This is a genomic window from Streptomyces sp. NPDC048361, from assembly GCF_040651795.1.
Classification (GTDB): Bacteria; Actinomycetota; Actinomycetes; order Streptomycetales; family Streptomycetaceae; genus Streptomyces.
Map to the genome: position 1 here is coordinate 1 of NZ_JBEZKW010000064.1, position 23,222 is coordinate 23,222.

A 23,222-nucleotide genomic window follows, 5' to 3' on the forward strand; every position below is an offset into this window, starting at 1 on the left:
GGGGCCCGTTGGGGGGGGGGGTTGGTGGGCGCGGCGGGGGTGGCGGGGGGGGGGGGGGGGGGGCCCCCCCCCCCCCGGAGCCGCACCCTCAAGTAGCCGCACGGTTGGGAGGGTGGGCAGACCCCCCAACCCCGCTACGCGTCGAGCACGGCCCGCCACTCGGCAACCGCGGCCGCCGAAACGGGCTCGCTCCACCCCCCGGGCCGAGCCGCCCCGCCGATGTGCACCGCGTCGATCCCCGCGCCGCGCAGCACCGGCAGGTGAGCCAGCGAGAGCCCGCCGCCGACGAGGATCCGCGGCTCGTACCCCGGCTCGTCCCCCCGCCCCGCCTCGGCGAGCAGCACGGGCAGCCCGTCCTCGACCCCCAGGGCCGACCCCGCCGTGAGGTACGTGTCGAGCCCGGGCAGCCCGGAGAGCTCCTTGCGCAGGGCGTCGCGGGAGGCGGCGCGGTCGATGGCCCGGTGGAAGGTCCAGCGGCACCCGGCAAGGGCGGAGGCGAGGGCGCGTACAGCCACCATGTCGGGCCCCCCGGTCTCGTCGAGGAAGCCGAGCACGAACTCGTCCGCGCCCTCGCCGCGCAGCGCCTCCGCATCGCGTACGAGCGCGTCGACGTCCCCCGCCGCGAACCCGTCCGCCGCGCGCAGCATGACCCGCAGCGGGATGTCCACGGCCGCGCGGATCTCCGCGAAGGTCTTGAGGGGCGGGGTCAGCCCGTCCGCCGCCATGTCGGTGACCAGCTCCAGGCGGTCCGCCCCGCCGGCCTGGGCCGCGATGGCGTCCTGCGCGTCGAGCGCGATCACTTCAAGCAGTGCGCGGTTGCTCATCTGGCCCCATTCCTCCGTAACCCGGGCCCGGCTCGGCCCCAATAGGTCTAGTCCATTGACCAGCCTACGCCGCGAGATGCCCGACCCGCGCGAACGTCAAACACGCGGCGGCGGCCACACTCCGGGCCCGGCCGCCCTCCACCCCCTTGCGCGGAATACACCCGGGGGGTATACCTGACCGCACAGCAAGGCATACCCCTAAGGGGTATACTGAGGCCTCAGCGGCCGCACAACCCGGCACAGCCCGCCCCGCCCTCCGCCCAAGGAGTCCGCACCCCATGACCACCACAGGCACCAGCGCCCAAGGCACCGGCCAGGCCGCAGCACCCGGAGCGGCCCCCGCCGCAGCCGTGGCCGTAGAACTGGCCATCGGCGGCATGACCTGCGCGTCCTGCGCGGCCCGGATCGAGAAGAAGCTGAACCGCATGGACGGGGTCGAGGCCACCGTCAACTACGCCACCGAGAAGGCGAAGGTCACCTTCGCCGAGGGCGTCTCCGTCGCCCAGCTCATCGCCACCGTCGAGGCCACCGGCTACACCGCCGAGGAGCCCGCCCCCGTACGGCCCGCGCCGGACGCGGCGGACGGCGACGCGGAGACGACCGAGGGGCGCGACGAGCTGCGCCCGCTGCGCCGCCGTCTGCTGACCGCGGTCGCCCTCGCCGTCCCGGTGATCGCGATGTCGATGACGCCGGCGTTCCAGTTCGCGTACTGGCAGTGGCTCTCGCTGGCCCTGACCGTGCCGGTCGTCACCTACGCCGCGTGGCCCTTCCACCGGGCCGCCTGGACCAACGCCCGGCATGGCGCCGCGACGATGGACACGCTGATCTCGGTCGGCACGTCGGCCGCGTTCCTGTGGTCCGTGTGGGCCCTGGTCTTCGGTACCGCCGGGATGATCGGCATGACCCACCCCTTCGAGCTGACCATCGGCCGCTCGGACGGCGCGGGCAACATCTATCTGGAGGCCGCCGCGGGAGTCACCGCGTTCATCCTGGCCGGCCGCTACTTCGAGGCCCGCTCCAAGCGCAAGGCGGGCGCCGCCCTGAGGGCGCTGCTCGAACTCGGCGCCAAGGACGTCACGGTCCTCGACGACGATGGCACCCAACGCACCGTCCCCACCGACCAGTTGAAGGTGGGCGACCGCTTCCTCGTACGGCCCGGCGAGAAGATCGCCACCGACGGCACGGTCGTCGCGGGCTCGTCCGCCGTCGACGCCTCGATGCTCACGGGCGAGTCCGTGCCCGTGGAGGTCGCCGTCGGGGACACCGTCACCGGCGCCACCCTCAACGCGGGCGGCCGGCTCGTCGTCGAGGCCTCCCGGGTCGGCGCGGACACCCAGCTCGCCCGGATGGCCAAGCTCGTCGAGGACGCCCAGAACGGCAAGGCCGCGGCCCAGCGGCTCGCCGACCGCATCTCCGCCGTGTTCGTACCCGTCGTCATGGGCCTCGCCCTCGCGACCCTCGGCGTCTGGCTCGCCACCGGCTCCGGCCTGACCGCCGCGTTCACGGCCGCCGTCGCCGTACTGATCATCGCCTGCCCCTGCGCCCTGGGCCTGGCCACCCCGACCGCCCTCATGGTCGGCACCGGACGCGGCGCCCAGCTCGGCATCCTGATCAAGGGACCGGAGGTCCTGGAGACGACCCGCAAGGTCGACACGATCGTCCTGGACAAGACCGGCACGGTGACCACCGGCCGCATGACCTTGCTCGCGGTGCACGTCGCGGACACCACCTCCGAGGCCGAAGTCATGCGCCTGGCAGGCGCGTTGGAGCACTCCTCCGAACACCCCATCGCCCGGGCCGTCGCCGACGGCGCCGCCGCCGAGGTCGGCACCCTGCCCACCCCCGAGGACTTCGCCACCCTCGCGGGCCTCGGCGTCCAGGGCGTCGTGGACGGTCATGCGGTCCTGGTGGGCCGCGAAAAGCTGCTGACGGAATGGTCCATCGACCTCACCCCCGCGCTGAAGCGGGCGAAGGAGGAGGCCGAGGCGGCGGGGCGCACCGCGATCGCGGTCGCCTGGGACGGTGAGGCCCGCGCGGTCCTCGAAGTCGCCGACGCGATCAAGGAGACCAGCCCCGAGGCCATCGAGCGGCTGCGCACGCTCGGCCTCACGCCGATCCTGCTGACCGGTGACAACCGGGCCGTGGCGGAGGCGGTGGCGGCCGAGGTCGGCATCGAGACGGTGTATGCGGAGGTCATGCCGCAGGACAAGGTCGACGTCGTCAAGTCCCTTCAGGCGGAGGGTCGTTCGGTGGCCATGGTCGGCGACGGCGTCAACGACGCGGCCGCCCTCGCCCAGGCCGACCTCGGCCTCGCGATGGGCACGGGCACGGACGCCGCCATCGAGGCCGGCGATCTGACCCTGGTCCGCGGCGACCTGCGGGCGGCGGCCGACGCGATCCGGCTCTCCCGCAAGACGCTCCGCACGATCAAGTCCAACCTGTTCTGGGCCTTCGCCTACAACGTGGCCGCCCTGCCGCTGGCCGCGGCCGGTCTGCTCAACCCGATGATCGCGGGGGCGGCGATGGCGTTCTCGTCGGTCTTCGTGGTCGGCAACTCCCTGCGGCTACGCAGCTTCAAGCCGGCCTGAGGCCCTGTTCCCGCGCCACCGGCTACTCGCGGCTCCACGGTCATGCCCACCCCGTCCGCCCACTCGTCGCCGCCCACCCCGGCACACCCACCCCGTCCGCCCACTCGTCGCCGCCCACCCCGGCACACCCCGGCACACCCAGCCCGTCCGCCCACTCGTCGCCGCCCACCCCGGCACACCCAGCCCGTCCGGCGTTTGAGGACGAGCGCCCTTCAGGCGCGAACGGGGTCTGGGGCGGAGCCCCAGGGGTTTGGACCTCAGCCCGTTCATAACCCCCGGAGGGTTTCGGGAAGGGGCGGAGTGGGGCAACCCCCCGGGGCCTGGGGCAGAGCCCCAGCAACCCCGGCTTTCGTCTGCACACCGTGCTGGGGCACCCGCGCAGTTCCCCGCGCCCCCAATAGGGCACCCGGCGCCGAGCGGTCGCGCCCATAGGGCACCCGGGTGCCGACCACTCGCACCCCGTAGGGAACCCGGCACCGAGCGGTCGCACCCCGTAGGGCACCCGGCGCTGGAGCCGGGGCCCGGGGTCAGACGCCCGCGTAGGAGTGCTTGCCGTTGACGAAGATGTTCACGCCGTAGTAGTTGAACAGCCAGCACCCGAACGCGATCAACGCCAGCGTCGCCGCCCTGCGCCCCTTCCACCCGGCCGTGGCCCGCGCGTGCAGGTAACAGGCGTACGCCACCCACGTGATGAAGGACCACGTCTCCTTCGGGTCCCAGCCCCAGTAGCGGCCCCACGCGTCCCCCGCCCAGATCGCGCCCGCGATGATCGTGAACGTCCACAGCGGGAAGACCGCCGCGTTCACCCGGTACGCGAACTTGTCGAGCGAGGACGCGGCCGGCAGCCGCTCCATGACGGAGGTCGCGAACGTGCCCGGCGTGCCGCCCTCCGCGAGCTTCGACTCGTACCGGTCGCGGAAGAGGTACAGGATCGTGGCGACCGCGCCCACGTAGAACACCGCGCCGCAGAAGATCGCGGTGGAGACGTGGATCCACAGCCAGTACGAGTGGAGCGCCGGGACCAGCTGGTCGCTCGCGGTGTAGAGGACGGTGACGGCGAGACCCAGGTCGAGCAGGACCGTCGTGACCAGGGGCAGGCCGAGCCAGCCGACGTTCTTCTTCAGGGCGAGCAGCGTCAGGTACACGCCGACCGCAACCGTGGAGAAGGTCAGGTTGAACTCGTACATGTTGCCCCACGGCGCCCGCTGCACGGACAGCGCGCGGGTGAGCACACCGCAGAACTCGATGAGGAAGGCGAGCACGGTGAGGGAGACGGCGATGCGGCCGTAGAGGTCGCCCTTCGCGTCACCGCCCGAGGCGCCGGGGCCGTCGGGTACGTCACGCGTTCCGGCGGCCGAGCGGGTCACGACCTTGGGGCGTTCCAGGACCGCGGTGCCGCCGTTCTTGGTGGCGACCTCGACCTTGACGGTGCCCGCGTCCGCGGCCTGCTGACCGGCGCCGGTCAGCGCGGCCGCCGTACGGGCGACCTTGCTGCGGCTGCCGAAGAGCCACTCGGCCATGTTGGCGAAGAAGGCCAGCAGATACACGGCCATCGCCGAATAGATCAGGTAGTTACTGGTGTGCGCCAGGCTCTCATTGGTGGTGGCGGCGAGATTCACTTCTCAGCCCCTTCGGCAGGAACACCTGCGGGTTCGGGTTCTGGTTCCGGCGCGGTCGGCGCCTGCGGGATGAGCGTGACCGCGAGATCGGCCAGCTCCTCGGGAAGCTTCGCGGACTCGCTGCGGCCGAGCCCGGCCATCTCGACGACGGTCATGCCGTCGTCGCCCCTGACGGCCCGGACCCAGATCCGGCGGCGCTGGATGAACAGCGAACCGGCGAGTCCCGCGATGGCACCGATCGCGCCGGCGAGGGCGAGACCGTTGCCGGGCTGGTGGGAGATCTGGAAACTCGCCCACTGCTTGATGGGGCCCTTGTCGAAGGTGATCGACCCGGCGCCGTTGGGAAGTTGGAGGCTTTCGCCCGGCAGCAGCAGCTTCTTGAGGATCTTGCCCTGGTCGTCCTTGAAGGGCTTGATCGAGTGGCTGCTGGTGTCCAGCTGGTACACGTTCTGCGGCAGGCCCGAGTTGACGCCGAGGTCGCCGTGGTAGGCGCCGATGTTGAGCACTGGGAAGTCGGGCGCGGGGAACTTGGAGAACATCTGGGTCGCGCCGGTGCCCTTGCCGCCGAAGGTCGGCACGAAGAACGCGGCGAAGCCGAGCTGGTCCTTGTTGCCCTGGGCGTCGCGGTAGCCGTCGAGCACCTTGATGGCGCCGCTGGAGGTCAGGTTGTTGTCCATCGGCAGCAGCGGCGTCGCGCCGTGGAAGACGACGTTGCCCTTGCCGTCCTTGACGGTGACCGAGGGGGCGTAACCGTGCGAGAGCAGGTAGACCTTCGAGCCGTCGACGACGAGCGGCTTGTTGACCTCGACGGTCTTCTGCTGGTCCTTGCCCTCGGCGCCCTCGGAGTAGGTGAGGTGCGCCTTGAACTCGCGGGCCGTGCCCAGCTCGGGCCCGCTGCGCTCGTACGACGCGTCGAAGCGGTCCAGGGTGAAGCTGAACGGGGCCAGGTCCTCGGTGTTGAAGAGCGAGCCCGACCGGAAGTCGTCGTACTGGGTGAGGGTGTTGGAGAACCCGTCGCCCTGGACGATCAGCTTGCCGCCCTCGGACTTGAAGAGCTGGCCGGTGGCGAACGCGACGAGGATGACGATCAGCGAGACATGGAAGATCAGGTTGCCGGCCTCCCGCAGATAGCCCTTCTCGGCGGCGACGGCGTCCCCGCTGATCCGGGAGCGGAAGCGGCGCTTCTTGAGCAGGGCGAGCGCGGCCTCGCGGACCTGCTCGGGCTCGGCGTCGGTGCGCCACGTCGTGTACGCGGGCAGCCGGGTCAGCCGGCCCGGCGCGGCCGGCGGCCGCCCGCGCAGCTGGCCGACGAACTGCCAGGTGCGCGGCACGATGCAGCCGATGAGCGAGACGAACAGCAGGATGTAGATCGCGGAGAACCACACCGAGCTGTAGACGTGGAACAGGCCGAGCTTCTCGTAGATCGGCGTGAGGGTGTCGTGCCGCTTCTGGAAGTCGGCGACCTTCATCTCGTCGACGCTGGTCTGCGGGATCAGCGAGCCGGGGATCGCACCGAGCGACAGCAGGAAGAGCAGGATCAGGGCGACCCGCATCGAGGTCAGCTGCCGCCAGAACCAGCGGAACCAGCCGAGCACGCCGATGCCGACGGGGCCGTTGGACCGTTCCTCGGTGGGCGCGGTGGAGAGCTGTGCCCCGGCCTCGCCGAGGTCGGGCTCCGGAGTCGATTCGGTCTTGGTCATGCGTCAGACACCCACCTGAAAGCCTTGGGACCAGCTCTGTACCTGCTGGACGAGCTCCGCCCAAGCACCGGTCAACAGCAGCACGCCGGTCAGGATCATCATGCCGCCGCCGATCCGCATCACCCATACGTAGTGCTTCTTGACCCAGCCGAACGCGCCGAGCGCCTTGCGGAAGGCGACCGCCGCGAGCACGAACGGAAGGCCGAGGCCGAGACAGTACGCGACCGTCAGTATCGCCCCGCGGCCGGCGCTCGCCTGGTCCATCGCGAGCGCGTTGACCGAGGTGAGGGTGGGCCCGAGGCACGGTGTCCAGCCGATGCCGAAGAGCGCGCCGAGCAGCGGCGCTCCGGCAAGACCGGCCACCGGTCGCTTGTGGACGCGGAATTCGCGCTGGGTCATCCACGGCATGAGCCCCATGAAGAAGACCCCCATGAGGATCATGAGGACGCCGAGGATCTTGGAGAGCGTGGAGCCGTAGTCCTGGAGGTTCTTGCCGAAGTAGCCGAACAGGGCGCCGCCGGAGACGAACACGGCGGTGAAGCCGAGGACGAAGAGACTGGCGCCGGCGACCATCCGACCGCGCCGCGCCTCGGCCAGGTCGGTGCCGGTGACTCCGGTGACGTACGACAGGTAGCCGGGGACCAGGGGCAGTACGCAGGGCGAGAAGAAGGAGACGAGGCCGCCGAGTACGGCGACGGGCAGGGCCACCAGAAGGGCCCCGCTGAAGACCGTCTCGTTCATCGAGCCGACGGCGGCCAGTGCCATCACGCGATCACTTCTCCGCGATCAGCGGGTCGATCATCTGGTGCAGTTTGGCGTCGTCGAGCGCCATGAGGGCCCGCGCGGCGATCTTTCCGTTCCGGTCGAGAACGATCGTCGACGGAATGGCCTGCGGATTCAGACTGCCCTTCGGGAAACGCAGAATGAGCTTGCCGATCGGGTCGTACAGGCTCGGATAGTCGACGCCGAATTCGGTCTCGAACTTCTGGGCCGGTCCCTTATCCGTGTCACGGGTATTGATCCCGACGAACTCGACGCCCTTGGCCTTCGTCTCCTTGGAGACCTTGGCCAGATACGGCGCCTCGGCCCGGCACGGGGCACACCAGGAACCCCACACGTTCAGCACGACGATCTTGCCCTTGAGCGAGGCGACGTCGAGCTGCTTGCCGTCGACGGTGGCGCCGGACAGCTCAGGGGCTTCCTTGCGGTCCCCCTTGGCCACGGTGGCGATGCCGCCGGTGCCGGTGACGAACTTCGTGTCACCGGAACCACCGGACGTACCACCGGAACCGCAGGCCGTCAGGGTCAGCGCGCCGGCGGCCGCGGCAGCCGCGGCCAGCGTCAGAGTGCGACGGCGTCGGAAAGCAGGACTCACGGACATGTGAAAAGTTTCGCATGGCGGATTCGGGGATCTTGCGCGCCCCCCTGCATGCCCGTAAAGCCCCTTGTCAGGAAGGCCTAAACGGACTTCATGAACGTGTTCCAGCCGCCGGCGGGAGCCTGACCCACGCCCAGCGTGCGGAGCTTGGCGAGCACCTTCGGGTCCTGTACGTCGAGCCAGTCGCAGTACTGCTTGAAGGAGACGAGCCTCACATCCTTCTTCGCGTCGCGCTGCGCCACGATGCCCTTGAACGCCTCTTCCACGGCGTCCATGTAGATGCCACCGTTCCACTGCTCGAAGTGGTTACCGATGTAGAACGGCGCACGATTGGATTCATAGGCGCGCTTGAATCCGGCGAGATAGGCCTCGGTGGCCTGCTTGCGCCAGCCCGGGTAGTTGGCCGGCGGCGCCTTGGTCGAATTCTTCGACTGGTTGGCGAGGATGTTGTAGTCCATCGACAGGACCTGGAACTTGTGGCCGGGGAAGGGTATTTGCTGCAGCGGCAGGTCCCACAGGCCGTGCCGCTTGACCGGCCAGACCTGGGTGCCGCCCGGCGAGGAGGCGTCGTAGCGCCAGCCCAGCTTCTGCGCGGTGGGCAGCAGATTGTCCTGGCCGAGCAGACAGGGGGTGCGGCCGCCGGCGAGCTCACGCTTGTAGTCGAACGGGAGCGGGTCCTCGTCCGTCCAGCCGGTGTTGGTCTTCCACTTGGTGACGAAGTCGATCGCCTGGTCTATCTCGCTCTGCCACTGGGCGGGGGTCCAGTGCTCGACGGTGCCGCGCCCGGTGCAGAAGTGGCCGTTGAAGTGGGTGCCTATCTCATGGCCGTCGGTCCAGGCCTGGCGGACGTACTTCAGCGTCTGCCGGATGTGGTCGTCGTTGAGGTAGCCGATGTCGGAGGCGCCCACGGCGTTGTTCGGCGGACGGTAGAGCCGCTTCTTGGCCTCGGGCAGCAGATACAGGCCGGAGAGGAAGAACGTCATGCCCGCGCCGTGGTCCTTGGCGAGCTGGAGGAAGCGCGGGAAGAGCCCGTTGCCGACCTCGCCCGCGCCGTCCCAGGAGAAGATCACGAACTGCGGCGGGGTCTCGCCGGGCTGGAGCGGAACGGGCTTGTCGGGCTGGTGCGGCTGCTTGCCGGTGTCGGCGGTGGAACCGTCGCCTATCAGTTTGGCGTCGGCCTTCTTGGCGGCCGCGTCGCCGCTCTTACCGCCCTTGTCACCCTTGCCGCTGTCGCCGTCCGAGCCGCTGCCGCCCGACGTGCCGCATCCGGCGAGGCCGGCCGCCGTGGCGGCGCCCAGTCCAAGGCCCAGCATGCCCCTTCGGCTGAAGTTCCGTCCGTTCTCCCGCATACGCCCGTCCGTTCCCATCGCGTCGCACCGTCGTCTCGTCGTCCTCGAACCCAAGCGCGTCACCGCAGTTGAGTGCTGTGTGAGATGCCAGGTGAAACCGGGGTGGTTCCCCACAGCTCGCACAAATCTTCGTAAACCGTACGAGATGAGGAGTGCGGGTCGAGGGGCCGGGGGGTGGGGATCGCGTGAACACCGGGCCGGGCGGGGCGGCTCCGGGGTCGTAACACGGGGGCCGGGCGGCGCGGCTCCGGGGCCGCGCGGGAGCCGCGCCCCCTTCGCGACCGGAGCGGCTCAGGGTCGTTTCCGTGGGCCGCGCCCCTTCGCGACCGGCAGCGGCCGGGCCGGCCGGGGTGATCCGGCCGGCCGCGGACGTCGGCGGACGCCCGTGGACGCCGGTGGACGCCGGCGGACGCCGAAGGGAGCGTCAGGGACCGGCCCTTCGCCTACCGGCCCCTGGGCGTCAGGCGCCGAAGCCCTTCGACTTGCCCTTGACCGGCTTCGCGCCGGCCAGCAGATGCGCCGGTACGAGATCGCGCGCGGGCTCGCTGTAGCCCACGGACACGATCCGGTCGCCCCGATAGGTGAAGCTCGTCAGCGAGGCCAGCGTGCACTGCCGCTTGCGCGGGTCGTGCCACAGGCGCCGCTTCTCGACGAAGCTGCGCACGATCCAGATCGGCAGCTGGTGGCTGACGCACACCGCCTCGTGCCCGCGGGCCGCGTCCCGCGCCGCGTCGAGCGCGCCCATCATCCGTACGACCTGTTCGACGTACGGCTCGCCCCAGGACGGGCGGAACGGGTTGGTGAGGTGCTTCCAGTTGGCGGGCTTGCGCAGGGCGCCGTCGCCGACCCCGAAGGTCTTGCCCTCGAAGACGTTGCCCGCCTCGATCAGACGCGGGTCGGTGCCGAGGCCCAGGCCGTGTGCCTTGGCGATCGGGGTGGCCGTCTCCTGGGCGCGCTCCAGGGGGGAGGCGACGACATGGGTGATGTCACGGCCGGCCAGGTGCTCGGCGACCCGGTCGGCCATCTCGCGGCCGAGCTCGGAGAGGTGATAGCCGGCACGGCGCCCGTAGAGCACGCCGTCCGGGTTGTGCACCTCGCCGTGGCGCATCAGATGCACGACGGTCAGTTCATTGCCCGCGTTGTTCTCGTTGTTCTCGTTGTTCTCGCTCATGCCGTGGCCTCCGCTGCGGCGCGGGCGGCGGCGGGCAGCGCGGCCGCGATGCGCTCGATGGCGCGCTCGTCGTGGGCGGTCGATACGAACCAGGACTCGAACGCGGAGGGCGGCAGGTAGACGCCCTGCGACAGCATCGAGTGAAAGAACCCGTTGAAGCGGAAGGACTCCTGCTTCTTCGCGTCGTCGTAGTCGCGGACCTCGTCCGGCGTGAAGAAGACGGAGAACATGTTGCTCGCCGTCTGCAGCCGGTGGGCCACGCCCTCCTTGCTGAGGGCGCCGGTGACGAGCCCCTGGATCTCGCGGGAGACCGCATCGACCTTCGCGTACGCCGCGTCGTCGAGCAGCCGCAGCTGGGCGAGGCCGGCGGCGGTGGCGACCGGGTTCCCGGAGAGGGTGCCCGCCTGGTAGACGGGGCCCGCGGGGGCGAGGCGGCCCATGACATCGGCACGGCCGCCGAACGCCGCGGCCGGGAAGCCGCCGCCCATGACCTTGCCGAACGTCATGAGGTCGGGCGTGACGCCGTCGACTCCGAACCAGCCGGCCTTCGAGGTACGGAAGCCGGTCATCACCTCGTCGGAGATGTAGAGCGCGCCGTTCTTGGCGCAGGCCGCCTTGAGGCCGGCGTTGAAGCCGTCCGCGGGCGGGACGACGCCCATGTTGCCGGGCGAGGCCTCGGTGATCACACAGGCGATCTCACCCGGGTTGGCGTGGAACGCCGCGTGCACCGCATCCAGATCGTTGTACGGCAGCACGATCGTGTCGCCGGCCTGAGCACCCGTCACGCCCGGGGTGTCGGGAAGCCCGAACGTGGCGACCCCGGAACCGGCGGCCGCGAGCAGCGCGTCCACATGACCGTGGTAGCAGCCGGCGAACTTGATCACCTTGGCGCGGCCCGTGAAGCCGCGGGCCAGGCGGATCGCGGACATGGTCGCCTCGGTGCCCGAGGAGACCAGGCGGACCTGCTCGACCGGCTCGACGCGGGCCACGATCTCCTCGGCGAGCGCGACCTCGCCCTCGCCGGGCGTACCGAAGGAAGTGCCGCGGGCGACGGCCTCCTGCACGGCGGCGACGACCTCGGGGTGCGCGTGCCCGAGGATCATCGGACCCCACGAACACACCAGGTCGACGTAGTCGCGGCCGTCGGCGTCGGTCAGGTAGGGCCCCGTACCGGACACCATGAACCGGGGCGTACCGCCCACGGCCCGGAAGGCACGGACTGGGGAGTTCACACCGCCGGGCGTCACGGCGGACGCGCGGTCGAAGAGGTTCTGCGAAACTGGGGCGTCGTATTCGTACGGATAGCTCACACACGCCATGGTGGCAGAGGCCCGGACGTTCTTGCGGACTGGTGTTTCACCGCACGCGCGCGGGGGAGGTCAGTGACACGATGATCCGCAGATGATCGAGTTGCATCGGCGGATGATCGGGTTGCGCGGCGGGGCGCGCGCCGTCTACAAAGCAGTCGGGCTACAAGCAGTCGGGTGAAGGATATGCATCGCGGTGGCGGACTGGGCGAAGGGACCGATGACCGGGGTCCCGAGCGCGCCCACCGTCGGGGACGGCACCGGCGACGCGACGCCCAGGACCGGCTCGACCGGGTCGCTGGCGCCGCAGAGGCGGGGAACGCCGCAGGGGCGGGGAACGGAAGTGGCCGGATGGGGGTGACCTACAAGTACTTTGGCGCGCCCGACGGCGCGACGGCCGCCCGGGTGCCCGTCACCATGCGCCCCGAGGAACTCGGCGGTGACGAACTGGGCATGGGCGGCATGTTCACCAAGATCAAGCCGGAGACGATGGCCGCCATGGTCCTCACCGGCATCCAGGGCATACCCCTGCACAAGGTCCCGCCCCTGGAACTCGTTGTCCTCCACCCCGACTACGCGGTGGTCAAGCTCCCCATGACGGTCGTCGACCCGCTGCGCGGCGTCGGGGAGGAATCGGTGGGAGCCGCCGCCTTCATCTGGTCCACGGTGCCCGACCGGGGCGGCCCGCGCGACGCGTTCAACGTCTATCAACTCCTGCACGAGTGGCAGGACTTCAGCCACCGCCTCCACGAGGCCGGCCACCAGCCGTACTGCCTGGTCTGGCCCTGATCCCCGGGAGCCGGTAGCGGTACGGGTCGTGCGGGCGGCGGCGCGACGGGCCTGCGGGAACGCGCCCGGGGCGGTCCTCGGCGGTCTTGGACCTTCATCCATTCGGGTTCGCAGCTACCGTGTACTTTCCGACGGACCCTTTGTATATGCGGCGTGAAGACGCCTATCTTGTCGCACATGCAGTCCTACACCATCGGCCAGGCAGCGCGTCTGCTCGGCGTCAGTCCCGACACCGTGCGCCGCTGGGCCGACGGCGGTCGCGTCACGACCCATCGTGACGAAGGCGGCCGCCGACTCATCGACGGGCGGGATCTGGCCGCGTTCTCCATCGAGGTCGGCCAGTCCTCCAACGGCGAGGAGGAGGTTCCCTACACCTCCGCCCGCAACGCCTTCCCCGGCATCGTCACCGCCGTCAAGCTCGGTGACGTAGCCGCCCAGGTCGAGATCCAGGCCGGCCCGCACCGCCTGGTCTCCCTCCTGACCCGGGAGGCCGTCGAAGAGCTGGGCCTTGAGGTGGGCATGCAGGCCATCGCACGCGTGAAATCCACCAGCGTGCACATCGACCGCACCTAGGTCGAGAACAGGCCACTTACGTACGTCCCCGCGGCGTCGCCCCTTCCCTCCGCCTCTCAGGGCATCCGGCACCGGAGGCCCGGCCAGGGGAAGCCCTCACCTCCCGGCGCGGCTCGTCAAGCATCCGAAGGAGCTCCACCCATGTCTGTCATGGCTCTCAGCGCCAAGCGCCGCCGCGCCGCCGCGGCCGTCGTCTCCGCCGCTCTGCTCATCCCGCTTGCCGCTGCCTGCGGCAGCGGCAAGGACAGCGGGAGCGCCAAGGCCGCCTCGCCGTCCGGCAGCGCCGCCGCCAGCCCGAAGGCCGCCCAGCTCACCGTCCTTGCCGCGTCGTCGCTCACGGACGTCTTCAAGGCGGCCGGTGCCGCCTACGAGAAGGAGCACCCGGGCACGAAGGTGAAGTTCTCCTTCGCCGGTTCGCAGGAGCTCGCCGCGCAGGTCAAGCAGGGCGCCCCCGCCGACGCTCTGGTGACCGCGGACACCAAGACCATGGACGGCCTCAAGGCCGATGTGAACGACCCGACGATCATCGCGAAGAACCGTCTGGTCATCGCGACCGACAAGGGCAACCCGAAGAAGGTCGAAGCCCTCAAGGACCTCACCAAGAACGACCTCAAGGTCGTCCTCGCCGCGCCCGAGGTTCCCGTCGGCCGCTACAGCAAGCAGGTCCTGGACAAGCAGCACCTCACGGTGAAGCCGGTCTCGCAGGAGCCCAATGTGCGCGCCGTGCTTTCCAAGGTGGAGCTGGGCGAGGCCGACGCCGGCATCGTCTACAAGACCGACGCCGCCTCCGCCAAGGGCAAGGTCGCCACCGTCGACATCCCGGACGCGCAGAACGCCGTGGCCCAGTACCCCGCCGCCACCCTGAAGACCTCGAAGAACGCCGACGCCGCTGCCGCGTTCGTGAAGTGGCTCTCGACCCCCGAGGCCCAGAAGATCCTCAGCGACGCCGGCTTCCAGCAGCCGTAGCCGGCCCGGCCGGCCCGGCTCCCCCTGGCCGGTATCGCCCATCTCCCTTTCGGGGCCCGCTCGTTCGCCGCCCATCCGCGGCGGCCGGTCGGGCCCCGCGCCATCAGGACACCGGGGAACCCCATGAAGCCCCTGACTCGCGTGACCCTCGGCCGCTCCCACCGCCCGCGCCCGCCCGTCGCACTCGCGCTGCCCGCACTCCTCGCCATCGCGTTCCTGCTGATGCCGCTCCTCGGGGTGCTGACCCGCACCTCCTGGGGCGAACTCGGCACCGACCTGACGAGCCCCGAGGTCACCGAGGCGCTGCGGCTCTCGCTCGTCGTCTCCTTCTGGGCGCTCGGCCTCTCCCTCCTTCTCGGCGTGCCCCTGGCCTGGCTGCTGGCCCGTGTCGACTTCCCCGGCAAAGCGCTGGTGCGCTCCCTGGTACTGCTCCCGATGGTGCTGCCGCCCACGGTCGGCGGTGTCGCGCTGCTGCTCGGCTTCGGGCGGCGCGGACTGATCGGGCCGTGGCTGGAGAACACCTTCGGGATCACGCTGCCCTTCCACACCTCCGGCGCCGTGGTGGCGGCCACGTTCGTCGCGATGCCGTTCCTCGTGATCAGCCTGGAGGGCGCGCTCGGCGGGCTGCGCCCCCGCTACGAGGAGACCGCCGGCTCGCTCGGCGCCTCCCCGGTCCGTGTCTTCCTCACCGTGACCCTGCCGATGGTCGCGCCCGGCCTCGCCGCGGGCGCGGCCCTCACCTGGGCCCGCGCGCTCGGCGAGTTCGGCGCCACCATCACCTTCGCCGGCAACCTGCCCGGCACCACCCAGACCCTGCCGCTCCAGGTCTACCTCCTGCTCCAGGACTCCCCCGAGGCCGCGACCTCGGTCTCCCTGCTCCTCCTCGCCATCGCGATGGCGGTCCTGGTGGCGCTGCGCGGCCGCTGGACCGGCGCCGCCTCCGTACGCGGCGGCGCGCCCGCCACGGCCGTACACCCGGACCCCGCCACCGCCCCCGAAACCGCCCCGGACTCCGAGCCGGGGCTCCCGGCCCGGACCGGCCCGGCGGCCACGGCCGGCACCGACGGTCTCCGTGATCCTGGCTCCCTTACCGAACCGGACGGCCCCGGCGGCCCCGACCACCTGGACGGTGGCGGCGGATCCCCCAACCCCCTTCCCGCCAAGGCGAGTTGGCCGCTGCGCGCCGAAGTGACCGGGTTCAATCAGCTGACGCTCGACGCCGGCCCCGGCACGACCATCGCCGTCGTCGGCGAGAACGGCGCCGGCAAGACCACCCTGCTGCGGGCCCTGCTCGGTCTCACCCCGCGCGCCCACGCCGAGCTGCGCCTGGGCGACCTCGATGTCACGGGCCTGCCGCCGCACAAGCGCGGGGTCGCCTGGGTCCCGCAGGACGGCGCGCTCTTCCCGCACCTCACCGCGCTCGCCAACACGGCGTACGGGCTGCGCGCCCAGGGCACGGCGCGCGGCGAGGCCCGCGCCGCGGCCCAGCTCTGGCTCGACCGGCTGGGCGTCGGCCAGCTCGCCCAGCGCAGGCCCGCCCAGCTCTCCGGCGGCCAGGCCCAGCGCGTGGCTCTCGCGCGGGCGCTGGCGGCCCGGCCGCGCCTGCTCCTGCTCGACGAACCCCTGGCGGCCCTCGACCAGACCACCCGCGCCCACGTCCGGCACACCCTGCGCACCCACCTCGCGGGCTTCACCGGGGTCTGTCTGATCGTCACCCACGACCCCGTCGAGGCCCTCTCGCTCGCCGACCGCGTCCTCGTCCTGGACCGCGGCCGCGCCCTCCAGGACGCGCCCCCCGCGGAGGTCACCCGCCATCCACGCTCGCCGTGGGTGGCCCGCATGCTCGGCCGCAACGCGTGGCCCGGCACCGCGGCCGCCGACGGCCTGCGGCTGGCCGGCGGCGGGCGGATCGTAGCGGCCGAGCAACTGCCGGACGGCAGCCGGGCGTTGGCGATCATCGCGCCGGAGGCGGTGGCCCTGCACCGTGCGCGACCGGACGGCAGCCCCCGCAACGTGTGGCCCGGCACGGTCCGTGAGGTCACCGCGAGCGGCAGCAGGCTGCGGGTGCTCATCGGATCCGCCGATGCGCCCGATCTGATCGCGGAGGTCACCCCGGAGGCCGCCGCCGAGCTGGGACTGGTGGAGGGCGCGGCGGTGTGGTCGAGCGTGAAGGCGACCGAGGTGACTCTCGTATCGCTGTGAGCCGGCGCCTCTAGACTGGCTGTCCGGGGCGACAGAGCGGCCACCACGCCGAGGAGACGGGAGACGACGGTGACGACGAGCGGCACCGACCCGTCGACCGAGGTGCTCGGGGAGGCAGCGGGTGTCTTCGGACTCCTCGCCTCGCCCGCGCGGCTGCACATCATGTGGACGCTGAGCCACGGCGAGTCCGATGTGTCGGGCCTGGCCGAGAGGGTCGGCGGCGCGCTGCCGGCCGTCAGTCAGCACCTGGCGAAGCTGAAACTCGCGGGGCTCGTGCGGTCCCGGCGGGAAGGGCGCCGGGTGGTCTATCTCGTGGACGATCCTGATGTGGCTCAGATGGTGCGCTGGCTGGTCGCCCGGCTGGGCGGCGGCGTGAAGCTGCCCGGACCGTCGGGGCTCGTCCGTGACCTGGGCGCCTGAGCGGAGCGCTCCGCTGCATCCCGTGCGCTCTTCATCATCCGGGCCTGTCCTGCCTCCTCTGAGCTCTCTGAGCTCTCTGCAGTTGTCAAGGAGCACTCCTCTGCAGCTGCTGCGTTCCCTCGGCTCCGGCCCACGGGGGCTGGTGGAGTCCGACGCCGAGAAACGACTCCTGCGGTATGGGGAAAACGTCCTTCCCGCGCGTCGAGTTCCATCCCTGCCGATTATTTTTCTCCGCAGTCTGCGCGACCCGTTCACGGCCGTCCTCGCCTCGCTCGCCGTGGTGTCCGCGCTGGTCGCCGCGTGGGCGACGGCCGCGGTCATCACGGTGCTCGTGGTGGTGAGTTGCGCGCTGCGCGCGGCCGGCGAGCACCGCGCCGACCGTTCCGCGGCCGGGTTGCGGCAGCTGATGGCGAGCACCGCGACCGTGCTGCGCAGGGCCTCCGACGACGCCGAGCCGGTGACCCGCGAGGTCCCCGTGGACCAGGTCGTGCCGGGCGATGTGGTCCGCCTGACGCCCGGCGATCTCGTACCGGCGGATCTGCGGCTGCTGCGCGCGACGGGCCTGGCGATGCATCAGGCGGCGCTCACCGGGGAGACCGCGCCGGTCCCCAAGTTCCCGGTGGACGAGCCGCCGTCGCACCCCGCGACGGCGGAGCCGTCCGCGGCCGCACCCGATGTCGACCGGCCCGAGCTCTGCTTCCAGGGCAGCAGCGTGGCCTCCGGCAGCGGCACCGGCGTGGTGATCGCGACGGGGTCCCGCACCCGGTTCGCGGCGGCCGACCAAGTGCCCGGCCACGACCGGCGCACGACCGCCTTCGACCGGTCGGTGTACGGAATCTCGTGGATCCTGATCCGCTTCATGCTGCTCACCCCGCCGCTCGTCCTGATGGCCAACGCGGCGCTCCGCGGCCGGGGGATCGAGACCCTGCCGTTCGCGGTGGCCGTCGCGGTCGGGCTCACCCCCGAAATGCTGCCGGTCATCGTGACGACCACGCTCGCGCGCGGCGCGTCCACCTTGGCCCGCACCCACCGGGTGATCGTCAAACGGCTGCCCGCCCTGCACGACCTGGGCGCCGTCGACGTCGTCTGCCTGGACAAGACGGGCACCCTCACCCAGGACCGCCCCGTCCTGGAGTGCGCGATCGGCGCTGGAGGCGCTCCCGACGCGTCCGTGCTGCACTGGGCCGCCGTCAACAGCCTGTGGACTTTGCAGCTCGCCGAAGTACCGAGTACGGACGCCCTGGACGAGGCCATCCTCGACGCGGCCGAGCAGCGCCTCCCCGAAGGGGCGGACGCTTGGGAGTACGACCCCGTCACCGCCCTCCCCTTCGACCCGGTACGCCGCCTGTCCACCGCCGTGATCAGGACGCCGCGCCGGCTCGGCCACCACACCCTGGTGGTCAAGGGCGCCGTCGAGAGCGTCCTTGAGCGGTGCGCGCTCGGCGACGGGGAACGCCGAAAGGCCGCCTCGCTCGCCGACGAGATGGCCGCCGGCGGGCTGCGCGTCCTAGCGGTGGCCCGCGCCGAACGGCCCGCGGTCTCCCGCCCGTACACCCCCGCCGACGAACGCGGTCTGACCTTCGCGGGCCTGGTGGGACTGCGGGACGCGACGGCGGACACGGCCGCCGACGCGCTCGCCGCCCTGCGGCGCAGAGGGATCGCCGTGAAGGTGCTGACCGGCGACCACCCCGGCACCGCGGCCCGCGCCTGCCGCGACCTCGGCCTCCCCCCGGGCGAGGTCGTCACCGCCTCCTCCACCGACGCGCTGAGCGACGCCGAACTGGGCGAACTCGCCGACAGTAGTACGGTCTTCGCCCGCTGCTCCCCCGAGCAGAAGGCCCGCATCGTACGCGTCCTGCGGGAGCGCGGACATGTCACCGGATTCCTCGGCGACGGGGTCAACGACCTGCCCGCGCTGCGCGCCTGCGACGTCGGCATCTGCCCGCCCGAAGCCGTGGACGTGGCCCGCGAGACGGCCGACGTCGTCCTGGCGGCGAAGGACCTGACCTCGCTCGATCACGCCGTCATGGCGGGGCGCGGCAGCGGCGCGGCCATCGCCGGCTATCTGCGGATCACTCTCTCCTCAAACCTCGGCAACGTCATCGCAATGCTGACCGCCGGTCTGCTGCTGCCGTTCCTGCCCATGCTCCCGGCCCAGGTCCTGGTCCAGAACCTGTGCTTCGACGCGGCCCAGTTGGCGTTCGCGTACGACCGTCCGCGGGCCGGGGCGCTCCGGCACCCGCTGAAGCTGCGCCCGCACGAGGTTCTCGCCTCCGTCAGCGGGTTCGGCGTGCTCAACGCCGCCGCCGACCTCGCGACCTTCGCGGTGCTCGTCCGGGCGGTCAGCGACGCCCGGGCCGAAACCGCCTTCCACGCGGGCTGGTTCACCGAGAACCTGCTGACCCAGGCCCTGGTGATGGTCCTGCTGCGCACCGGCCGGGGCGGGCGTGTCCCGGTCACCGCGGGTGTGCTCGCGCTGACCGGGCTGCTGCTGCCGCTCTCCCCGCTCGGCCCGCTGATCGGCATGGCGGCGCTGCCTTTCGCGTACTACCCGCTGCTCGCCCTCGTGCTCACGCTGTACGCGGGCGCGCTGGCCTGGCTCACCCGGCGATCTGGTCGGCCGGACACCAAGTAAGCCCAGGTCAGGTGGGATTGTCAGACCCGGCGCCTACAGTTCTGGACATGAGCGACACAGCCCGTGAAGTCCCCCCGCAGATCCGTCTGATGGCCTGGTCGGACGGCGATCTCGGTCTGCTGCGGAGAACGAACGCGCCGGAGATGACCGAGCACCTCGGCGGTCCTGAGCCGGAGGAGAAGGTGCTGTCCCGGCACGCCGAGTACGCGGCCATGAGCGCCCGGCCCGCTACCGAGGGACAGATGTTCAAGGTCGTACTCGCCGCCACGGGTGAGGCCGTCGGATCGGTCGGGTACTGGCCGCGCATATGGCAGGGCGAGGCGGTGTACGAGACGGGGTACGGCGTCCTGCCCGAGTCCCGCGGCCGGGGCCTGGCCGTCGCCGCGCTGCGGGCGGTGGTGGCCGTGGCCCGTGCCGCCGGCGGTCCGCGCACGCTGCACGCCTATCCGTCCGTGGACCACACGGCGTCCAACGCGATCTGCCGCAGGGCCGGGTTCACGTGCGCCGGCGAGGTGGCCTTCGAGTACCCGCCGGGCACGCAGCTCCGTTCCCACGACTGGTGGATCGGTCTGGGGGGCTAGGGGGTTGTCCGGCGGCCGCGGGCCCGATGGTGGTCAGTCCAGCGGTTTGTTGAAGTTGAAGGCGGTCACCGCCATGCGCTCACGGAAGTAGACGCCGGGAATCGAAGTGGGGCCGGGGTCGGGGGGGGCGATGTGTGCTTGACGGGTGCGACGTCGTCGAGGATATTTATCTGCGTAACGCAGCTTCTGCACTGTGCAGCTTAGCGGCGGGGCGTCCAGCGCCCTCGCGCCCGGCCGAGGCCTTCGCGGCACGCCGGCGACGTACGCTCGAACTCCGTACAGGAACCCACTTCTCCCCCGCACCCCGCACCCCCGCACCCCCGCACCCCCGCACCCCCGCACCCCATCACCGCCGCACACCCCCGAACTCGCTCAACTCCCTTGATCCGAGAGGCATTTCCACCATGACGGTTCTGATCACCGGCAGCCGCGGCAAGGTCGCCACCACCCTCATCCCGCTCCTGCGCGAACTCGGCGTCGCCGTGCGTGCGGCCTCCGCGAGCCCCGACAAGCTGGCCGTTCCGGCCGGCGTTGAGCGCGTCGTGTGCGACCTCGACGACCCGGCGACGTTCCCGGCGGCCCTGGCCGGGGTCGAGTCGGTCTTCCTTTACGCCAACCCCAAGCACATCGAGGCGTTCCTCGCCGACGCGAAGGCAGCCGGCGTCCAGCACATAGTTCTGCTCTCCTCCAGCTCCGTCCTGGAACCCGGCGCCGACACCAACGCCATCGCGGCCATGCACAGCGCGGTCGAGCGCGGCCTCGAACGGTCCGGCATCCCATCGACGTTCCTGCGGCCCGGCGGGTTCGCGGGCAACGCCCTCGGGTGGTCCTGGGCCGCGAAGTCCACCGGCGCCGTGGACCTGCCGTACCCCGAGACCCAGTCCAGCCCCATCCACGAGGCGGACATCGCCGAGGCGGCGCTCGCCGTCCTCACCCGGCCCGAACTGCGCGGTCACGCCTACCACATCACCGGTCCCGAGTCGCTCACCGCGGCCCAGCAGGTCGCGATGGTCGCCGAGGCGGCCGGGCGCCCGCTGACCGTCAACCCCGTGAGCGCCGAGGCGTGGAAGGAGTCGACGGCCGAGTTCATGCCCGCCGGCGTCGCGGACGCGCTGCTCAGCTACTTCGCCTCCCACGAGGGCCGCCCAGACGCCGTCACCCAGGCCGTCGAAGAGCTCACCGGCCACCCGGCTCGCACGTTCGCGTCCTGGGCCCACGAGAACGCGGCCGCTTTCCGGCCCTAGCGGTGCGCTGCCCGCGTGAGCGTCGCGTCGGGGGTTGGCTGGGGCGGGTCCGCGTGTGCGTCCGGGTTCGCTTGGGTCGGCCTGCGTGCGTCCGGGTTCGCTTGGGTCGGCCTGCGTGCGTCCGGGTTCGCTTGGGTCGGCCTGCGTGCGTCGGGGTTCACTTGCGTGGGCGCGCGTGCATCGGGGTTCGCTTGCGTGGGCCCGCGTACGGCCGCGTGCCGTGAAACAGCTGGCCGGAGCGGGGCCGCGATGCGATCCTGGCGGCGTGAACGGACCGGAGATCCAGATCGACTTCGCCCCTGCGCTGCACCTCTTCGTCCCGGCGAAGCGACGCCAAGGGCGCAGCGCCGTCGTCACGGACGGCGTGTCCACCCTCGGCCATGTCGTCGAATCGCTGGGCGTACCGCTCACCGAGGCCGGCCGGCTGCTCGCCGATGGGCGCGAAGTCCCGGTCTCGCACATCCCGGTGGCGGGCGAGACCATCGAGGTACGCCCCGTCCAACGCCCGCAGGCGGTGCCGGGCGCGCCGCTCCGCTTCCTGCTCGACGTCCATCTGGGCACGCTGGCGCGGCGGTTGAGACTGCTCGGCGTCGACGCGGCGTACGAGAGCGAGGACATCGGCGATCCGGCGCTCGCCGCGCTCTCGGCACGGGAGCAGCGTGTCGTGCTCTCGCGCGACCGGGGTCTGCTGCACCGCAGGGAGCTGTGGGCGGGTGCGTACGTGTACAGCCATCGCACCGATGAGCAACTCCGGGACGTACTCGGGCGGTTCGCGCCCACGCTCGCGCCCTGGACTCGCTGCACCGCCTGCAACGCGGCGCTGCGCCCGGCCGACAAGGAGTCGGTGGGCGATCGCCTGGAGGCCGGCACCCGCAGCACGTACGAGGTCTTCGCCGAGTGCGGCTCGTGTGAGCGGGTGTACTGGCGGGGGGCCCACCATGCGAGCCTTGAGGCGATTGTCGACGCGGCGGTCCGCGAGTTCGGGCGGCCCGGGGTTTCTGCCCCGGATGGCGCCGCCTGACCTGGCCTTGCCGATTGCCGACGCGGCGGTCCACCAGTTCGGGCGGGCCGGGGCGCCTGCGCCGGATGGCGCCGCCTGGTGGGGCCGTGCTGGGCGCATTTCCCCGCGGCCCTCGATGGATCGTCGCTCGGCTGCGGACCGTGCGGGGATGGTCGCGCAGTTCCCCGCGCCCCTAGTAGGGCACCCCGCATCCGACCGGCCGAGCGCCCGGCGCGGCGCAGCCGCGCACATGTCGCACCCCCGCGTCCCGTCGTGCCCGGCTCAGACCAGGCCGGCCCTCAGGCGTTCGGACTGGGTGGCGCTCAGGTCGATCGTGCGGCGCATGTGCGTGGCGATGAGCTCGATCTCGTCGTCCTCGTACGCCTCGAACATCTCCCACCAGGCCCCGTTGAGCCGGCCCCAGACAGCGCCGAGCTCGGCCATCCTCTCGGGCACGACCTCCACGAGCACCTTGCGGCGGTCCTCGGTGTCACGGCGGCGCGTCACGTACCCGGACTTCTCCAGGCGGTCCACGAGCCGGGTCGCGGACCCCGTCGTGAGCCCGGTCAGTTCGGCGATCCGCCCCGTCGTGACGGGCCCGGGTTCGAGGCCCAGCAGATTGAGGCACTGCAGGTCCGTGGGATGGAGGCCCAAGTGGTCGGCGAGCGCTTGGTTGAAGAGCGCGTACGACGCCATGTAACGACGGGCCACCCCGCCCAGGTCACTCAGGAGATCGACCCGCGCGCCACGGCCGGGGAGCCCCTCGGCGCTCTTCTTCTGTGCCATGCAGAGAGTGTATGGCGCAGGGGTTACCGCCGAGAAGGCCCAGAGGGCCAACAGGGGCGTGAAGGTCATGAAGGTCGTGAAGGTCGTGAA

General features: G+C 71.5%; 19 protein-coding genes. 10 read left to right on the forward strand and 9 right to left on the reverse strand.

Translation table 11 applies throughout. From position 1 onward, the window contains the following. Nucleotides 1-134: 134 nt before the first annotated feature. The gene (locus AB0D31_RS28580) at nt 135-824 is read right to left on the reverse strand and encodes a copper homeostasis protein CutC (protein ID WP_362728403.1); all 690 of its coding nucleotides are present in this window, start codon (nt 822-824) and stop codon (nt 135-137) included. Between the two features lie 278 nt (nt 825-1,102). On the opposite strand from AB0D31_RS28580, the gene AB0D31_RS28585 reads away from it, so the two are divergent. After that, nucleotides 1,103-3,412, forward strand: a complete 2,310-nt coding sequence (locus tag AB0D31_RS28585; protein WP_362728405.1) for a heavy metal translocating P-type ATPase — start codon at nt 1,103-1,105, stop codon at nt 3,410-3,412. 527 nt (nt 3,413-3,939) lie between these two features. Here AB0D31_RS28585 and ccsB read toward each other — a convergent pair. The 7 genes from ccsB to hemL all read right to left on the reverse strand — a co-directional run bounded on the left by ccsB (nt 3,940) and on the right by hemL (nt 11,948). Further along, complete coding sequence (gene ccsB, locus AB0D31_RS28590; RefSeq protein ID WP_362728407.1) at nt 3,940-5,031, reverse strand: c-type cytochrome biogenesis protein CcsB; 1,092 nt, start codon at nt 5,029-5,031, stop codon at nt 3,940-3,942. Beyond that, complete coding sequence (locus tag AB0D31_RS28595) at nt 5,028-6,731, reverse strand: cytochrome c biogenesis protein ResB (protein ID WP_362728409.1); 1,704 nt, start codon at nt 6,729-6,731, stop codon at nt 5,028-5,030. The genes ccsB and AB0D31_RS28595 overlap by 4 nt, the downstream gene beginning before the upstream one ends. A 3-nt stretch (nt 6,732-6,734) precedes the next feature. Beyond that, nucleotides 6,735-7,472: a cytochrome c biogenesis protein CcdA gene (locus AB0D31_RS28600; RefSeq protein ID WP_362728457.1), complete on the reverse strand. Its 738-nt coding sequence runs from the start codon at nt 7,470-7,472 to the stop codon at nt 6,735-6,737. 31 nt (nt 7,473-7,503) lie between these two features. Further along, nucleotides 7,504-8,112, reverse strand: a complete 609-nt coding sequence (locus AB0D31_RS28605) for a TlpA disulfide reductase family protein (protein ID WP_362728411.1) — start codon at nt 8,110-8,112, stop codon at nt 7,504-7,506. Between the two features lie 77 nt (nt 8,113-8,189). Continuing rightward, nucleotides 8,190-9,422: a hypothetical protein gene (locus AB0D31_RS28610; RefSeq protein ID WP_362728413.1), complete on the reverse strand. Its 1,233-nt coding sequence runs from the start codon at nt 9,420-9,422 to the stop codon at nt 8,190-8,192. A gap of 496 nt (nt 9,423-9,918) precedes the next feature. Further along, nucleotides 9,919-10,629 (reverse strand): histidine phosphatase family protein, encoded by a 711-nt coding sequence (locus AB0D31_RS28615; protein ID WP_362728415.1) that lies wholly within the window; start codon nt 10,627-10,629, stop codon nt 9,919-9,921. Continuing rightward, nucleotides 10,626-11,948 (reverse strand): glutamate-1-semialdehyde 2,1-aminomutase, encoded by a 1,323-nt coding sequence (gene hemL, locus AB0D31_RS28620; protein ID WP_362728417.1) that lies wholly within the window; start codon nt 11,946-11,948, stop codon nt 10,626-10,628. Before hemL ends, AB0D31_RS28615 begins: the two co-directional genes overlap by 4 nt. 174 nt (nt 11,949-12,122) lie before the next feature. Here hemL and AB0D31_RS28625 point away from each other — a divergent pair, with 174 nt between their 5' ends. From AB0D31_RS28625 to AB0D31_RS28665, 9 genes are all read left to right on the forward strand, one after another. Further along, nucleotides 12,123-12,725: a hypothetical protein gene (locus AB0D31_RS28625; RefSeq protein ID WP_362728459.1), complete on the forward strand. Its 603-nt coding sequence runs from the start codon at nt 12,123-12,125 to the stop codon at nt 12,723-12,725. A gap of 177 nt (nt 12,726-12,902) precedes the next feature. Beyond that, nucleotides 12,903-13,298, forward strand: coding sequence for a helix-turn-helix transcriptional regulator (locus AB0D31_RS28630; RefSeq protein ID WP_362728419.1), 396 nt, complete (start codon nt 12,903-12,905; stop codon nt 13,296-13,298). 150 nt (nt 13,299-13,448) lie between these two features. Further along, nucleotides 13,449-14,264 carry a molybdate ABC transporter substrate-binding protein gene (modA, locus tag AB0D31_RS28635; RefSeq protein WP_362728461.1) on the forward strand — a complete coding sequence of 272 codons (816 nt, stop codon included), beginning with the start codon at nt 13,449-13,451 and terminating at the stop codon, nt 14,262-14,264. Between the two features lie 123 nt (nt 14,265-14,387). Continuing rightward, complete coding sequence (locus AB0D31_RS28640) at nt 14,388-16,466, forward strand: ABC transporter permease (RefSeq protein ID WP_362728421.1); 2,079 nt, start codon at nt 14,388-14,390, stop codon at nt 16,464-16,466. A 69-nt stretch (nt 16,467-16,535) separates the two neighbouring features. Then, nucleotides 16,536-16,886: a metalloregulator ArsR/SmtB family transcription factor gene (locus AB0D31_RS28645; RefSeq protein ID WP_362728423.1), complete on the forward strand. Its 351-nt coding sequence runs from the start codon at nt 16,536-16,538 to the stop codon at nt 16,884-16,886. 49 nt (nt 16,887-16,935) lie between these two features. Beyond that, nucleotides 16,936-19,521, forward strand: coding sequence for a magnesium-translocating P-type ATPase (mgtA, locus tag AB0D31_RS28650; RefSeq protein WP_362728463.1), 2,586 nt, complete (start codon nt 16,936-16,938; stop codon nt 19,519-19,521). A 47-nt stretch (nt 19,522-19,568) separates the two neighbouring features. Further along, nucleotides 19,569-20,102, forward strand: coding sequence for a GNAT family N-acetyltransferase (locus tag AB0D31_RS28655; RefSeq protein WP_362728425.1), 534 nt, complete (start codon nt 19,569-19,571; stop codon nt 20,100-20,102). A 404-nt stretch (nt 20,103-20,506) separates the two neighbouring features. Then, on the forward strand, nt 20,507-21,346 hold the full coding sequence (locus AB0D31_RS28660) for an NAD(P)H-binding protein (protein WP_362728427.1): 840 nt from the start codon (nt 20,507-20,509) through the stop codon (nt 21,344-21,346). A 265-nt stretch (nt 21,347-21,611) separates the two neighbouring features. Next, nucleotides 21,612-22,367, forward strand: coding sequence for a Mut7-C RNAse domain-containing protein (locus AB0D31_RS28665; protein WP_362728429.1), 756 nt, complete (start codon nt 21,612-21,614; stop codon nt 22,365-22,367). A 261-nt stretch (nt 22,368-22,628) separates the two neighbouring features. Here the strand turns inward: AB0D31_RS28665 and AB0D31_RS28670 are convergent, their stop codons facing one another. Continuing rightward, nucleotides 22,629-23,132 (reverse strand): MarR family transcriptional regulator, encoded by a 504-nt coding sequence (locus AB0D31_RS28670; protein ID WP_362728431.1) that lies wholly within the window; start codon nt 23,130-23,132, stop codon nt 22,629-22,631. Between the last annotated feature and the right edge of the window lie 90 nt (nt 23,133-23,222).

What these genes read in the sequence shown, in the direction of transcription:
- AB0D31_RS28580 (WP_362728403.1), bottom strand. Translation starts at nt 824, where the DNA reads ATGAGCAACCGCGCACTGCTTGAAGTGATCGCGCTCGACGCGCAGGAC.
- AB0D31_RS28585 (WP_362728405.1), top strand. Translation starts at nt 1,103, where the DNA reads ATGACCACCACAGGCACCAGCGCCCAAGGCACCGGCCAGGCCGCAGCA.
- AB0D31_RS28595 (WP_362728409.1), bottom strand. Translation starts at nt 6,731, where the DNA reads ATGACCAAGACCGAATCGACTCCGGAGCCCGACCTCGGCGAGGCCGGG.
- AB0D31_RS28600 (WP_362728457.1), bottom strand. Translation starts at nt 7,472, where the DNA reads ATGAACGAGACGGTCTTCAGCGGGGCCCTTCTGGTGGCCCTGCCCGTC.
- AB0D31_RS28605 (WP_362728411.1), bottom strand. Translation starts at nt 8,112, where the DNA reads ATGTCCGTGAGTCCTGCTTTCCGACGCCGTCGCACTCTGACGCTGGCC.
- AB0D31_RS28610 (WP_362728413.1), bottom strand. Translation starts at nt 9,422, where the DNA reads ATGCTGGGCCTTGGACTGGGCGCCGCCACGGCGGCCGGCCTCGCCGGA.
- AB0D31_RS28615 (WP_362728415.1), bottom strand. Translation starts at nt 10,629, where the DNA reads ATGAGCGAGAACAACGAGAACAACGAGAACAACGCGGGCAATGAACTG.
- hemL (WP_362728417.1), bottom strand. Translation starts at nt 11,948, where the DNA reads ATGGCGTGTGTGAGCTATCCGTACGAATACGACGCCCCAGTTTCGCAG.
- AB0D31_RS28625 (WP_362728459.1), top strand. Translation starts at nt 12,123, where the DNA reads ATGCATCGCGGTGGCGGACTGGGCGAAGGGACCGATGACCGGGGTCCC.
- AB0D31_RS28630 (WP_362728419.1), top strand. Translation starts at nt 12,903, where the DNA reads ATGCAGTCCTACACCATCGGCCAGGCAGCGCGTCTGCTCGGCGTCAGT.
- modA (WP_362728461.1), top strand. Translation starts at nt 13,449, where the DNA reads ATGGCTCTCAGCGCCAAGCGCCGCCGCGCCGCCGCGGCCGTCGTCTCC.
- AB0D31_RS28640 (WP_362728421.1), top strand. Translation starts at nt 14,388, where the DNA reads ATGAAGCCCCTGACTCGCGTGACCCTCGGCCGCTCCCACCGCCCGCGC.
- AB0D31_RS28655 (WP_362728425.1), top strand. Translation starts at nt 19,569, where the DNA reads ATGAGCGACACAGCCCGTGAAGTCCCCCCGCAGATCCGTCTGATGGCC.
- AB0D31_RS28660 (WP_362728427.1), top strand. Translation starts at nt 20,507, where the DNA reads ATGACGGTTCTGATCACCGGCAGCCGCGGCAAGGTCGCCACCACCCTC.
- AB0D31_RS28670 (WP_362728431.1), bottom strand. Translation starts at nt 23,132, where the DNA reads ATGGCACAGAAGAAGAGCGCCGAGGGGCTCCCCGGCCGTGGCGCGCGG.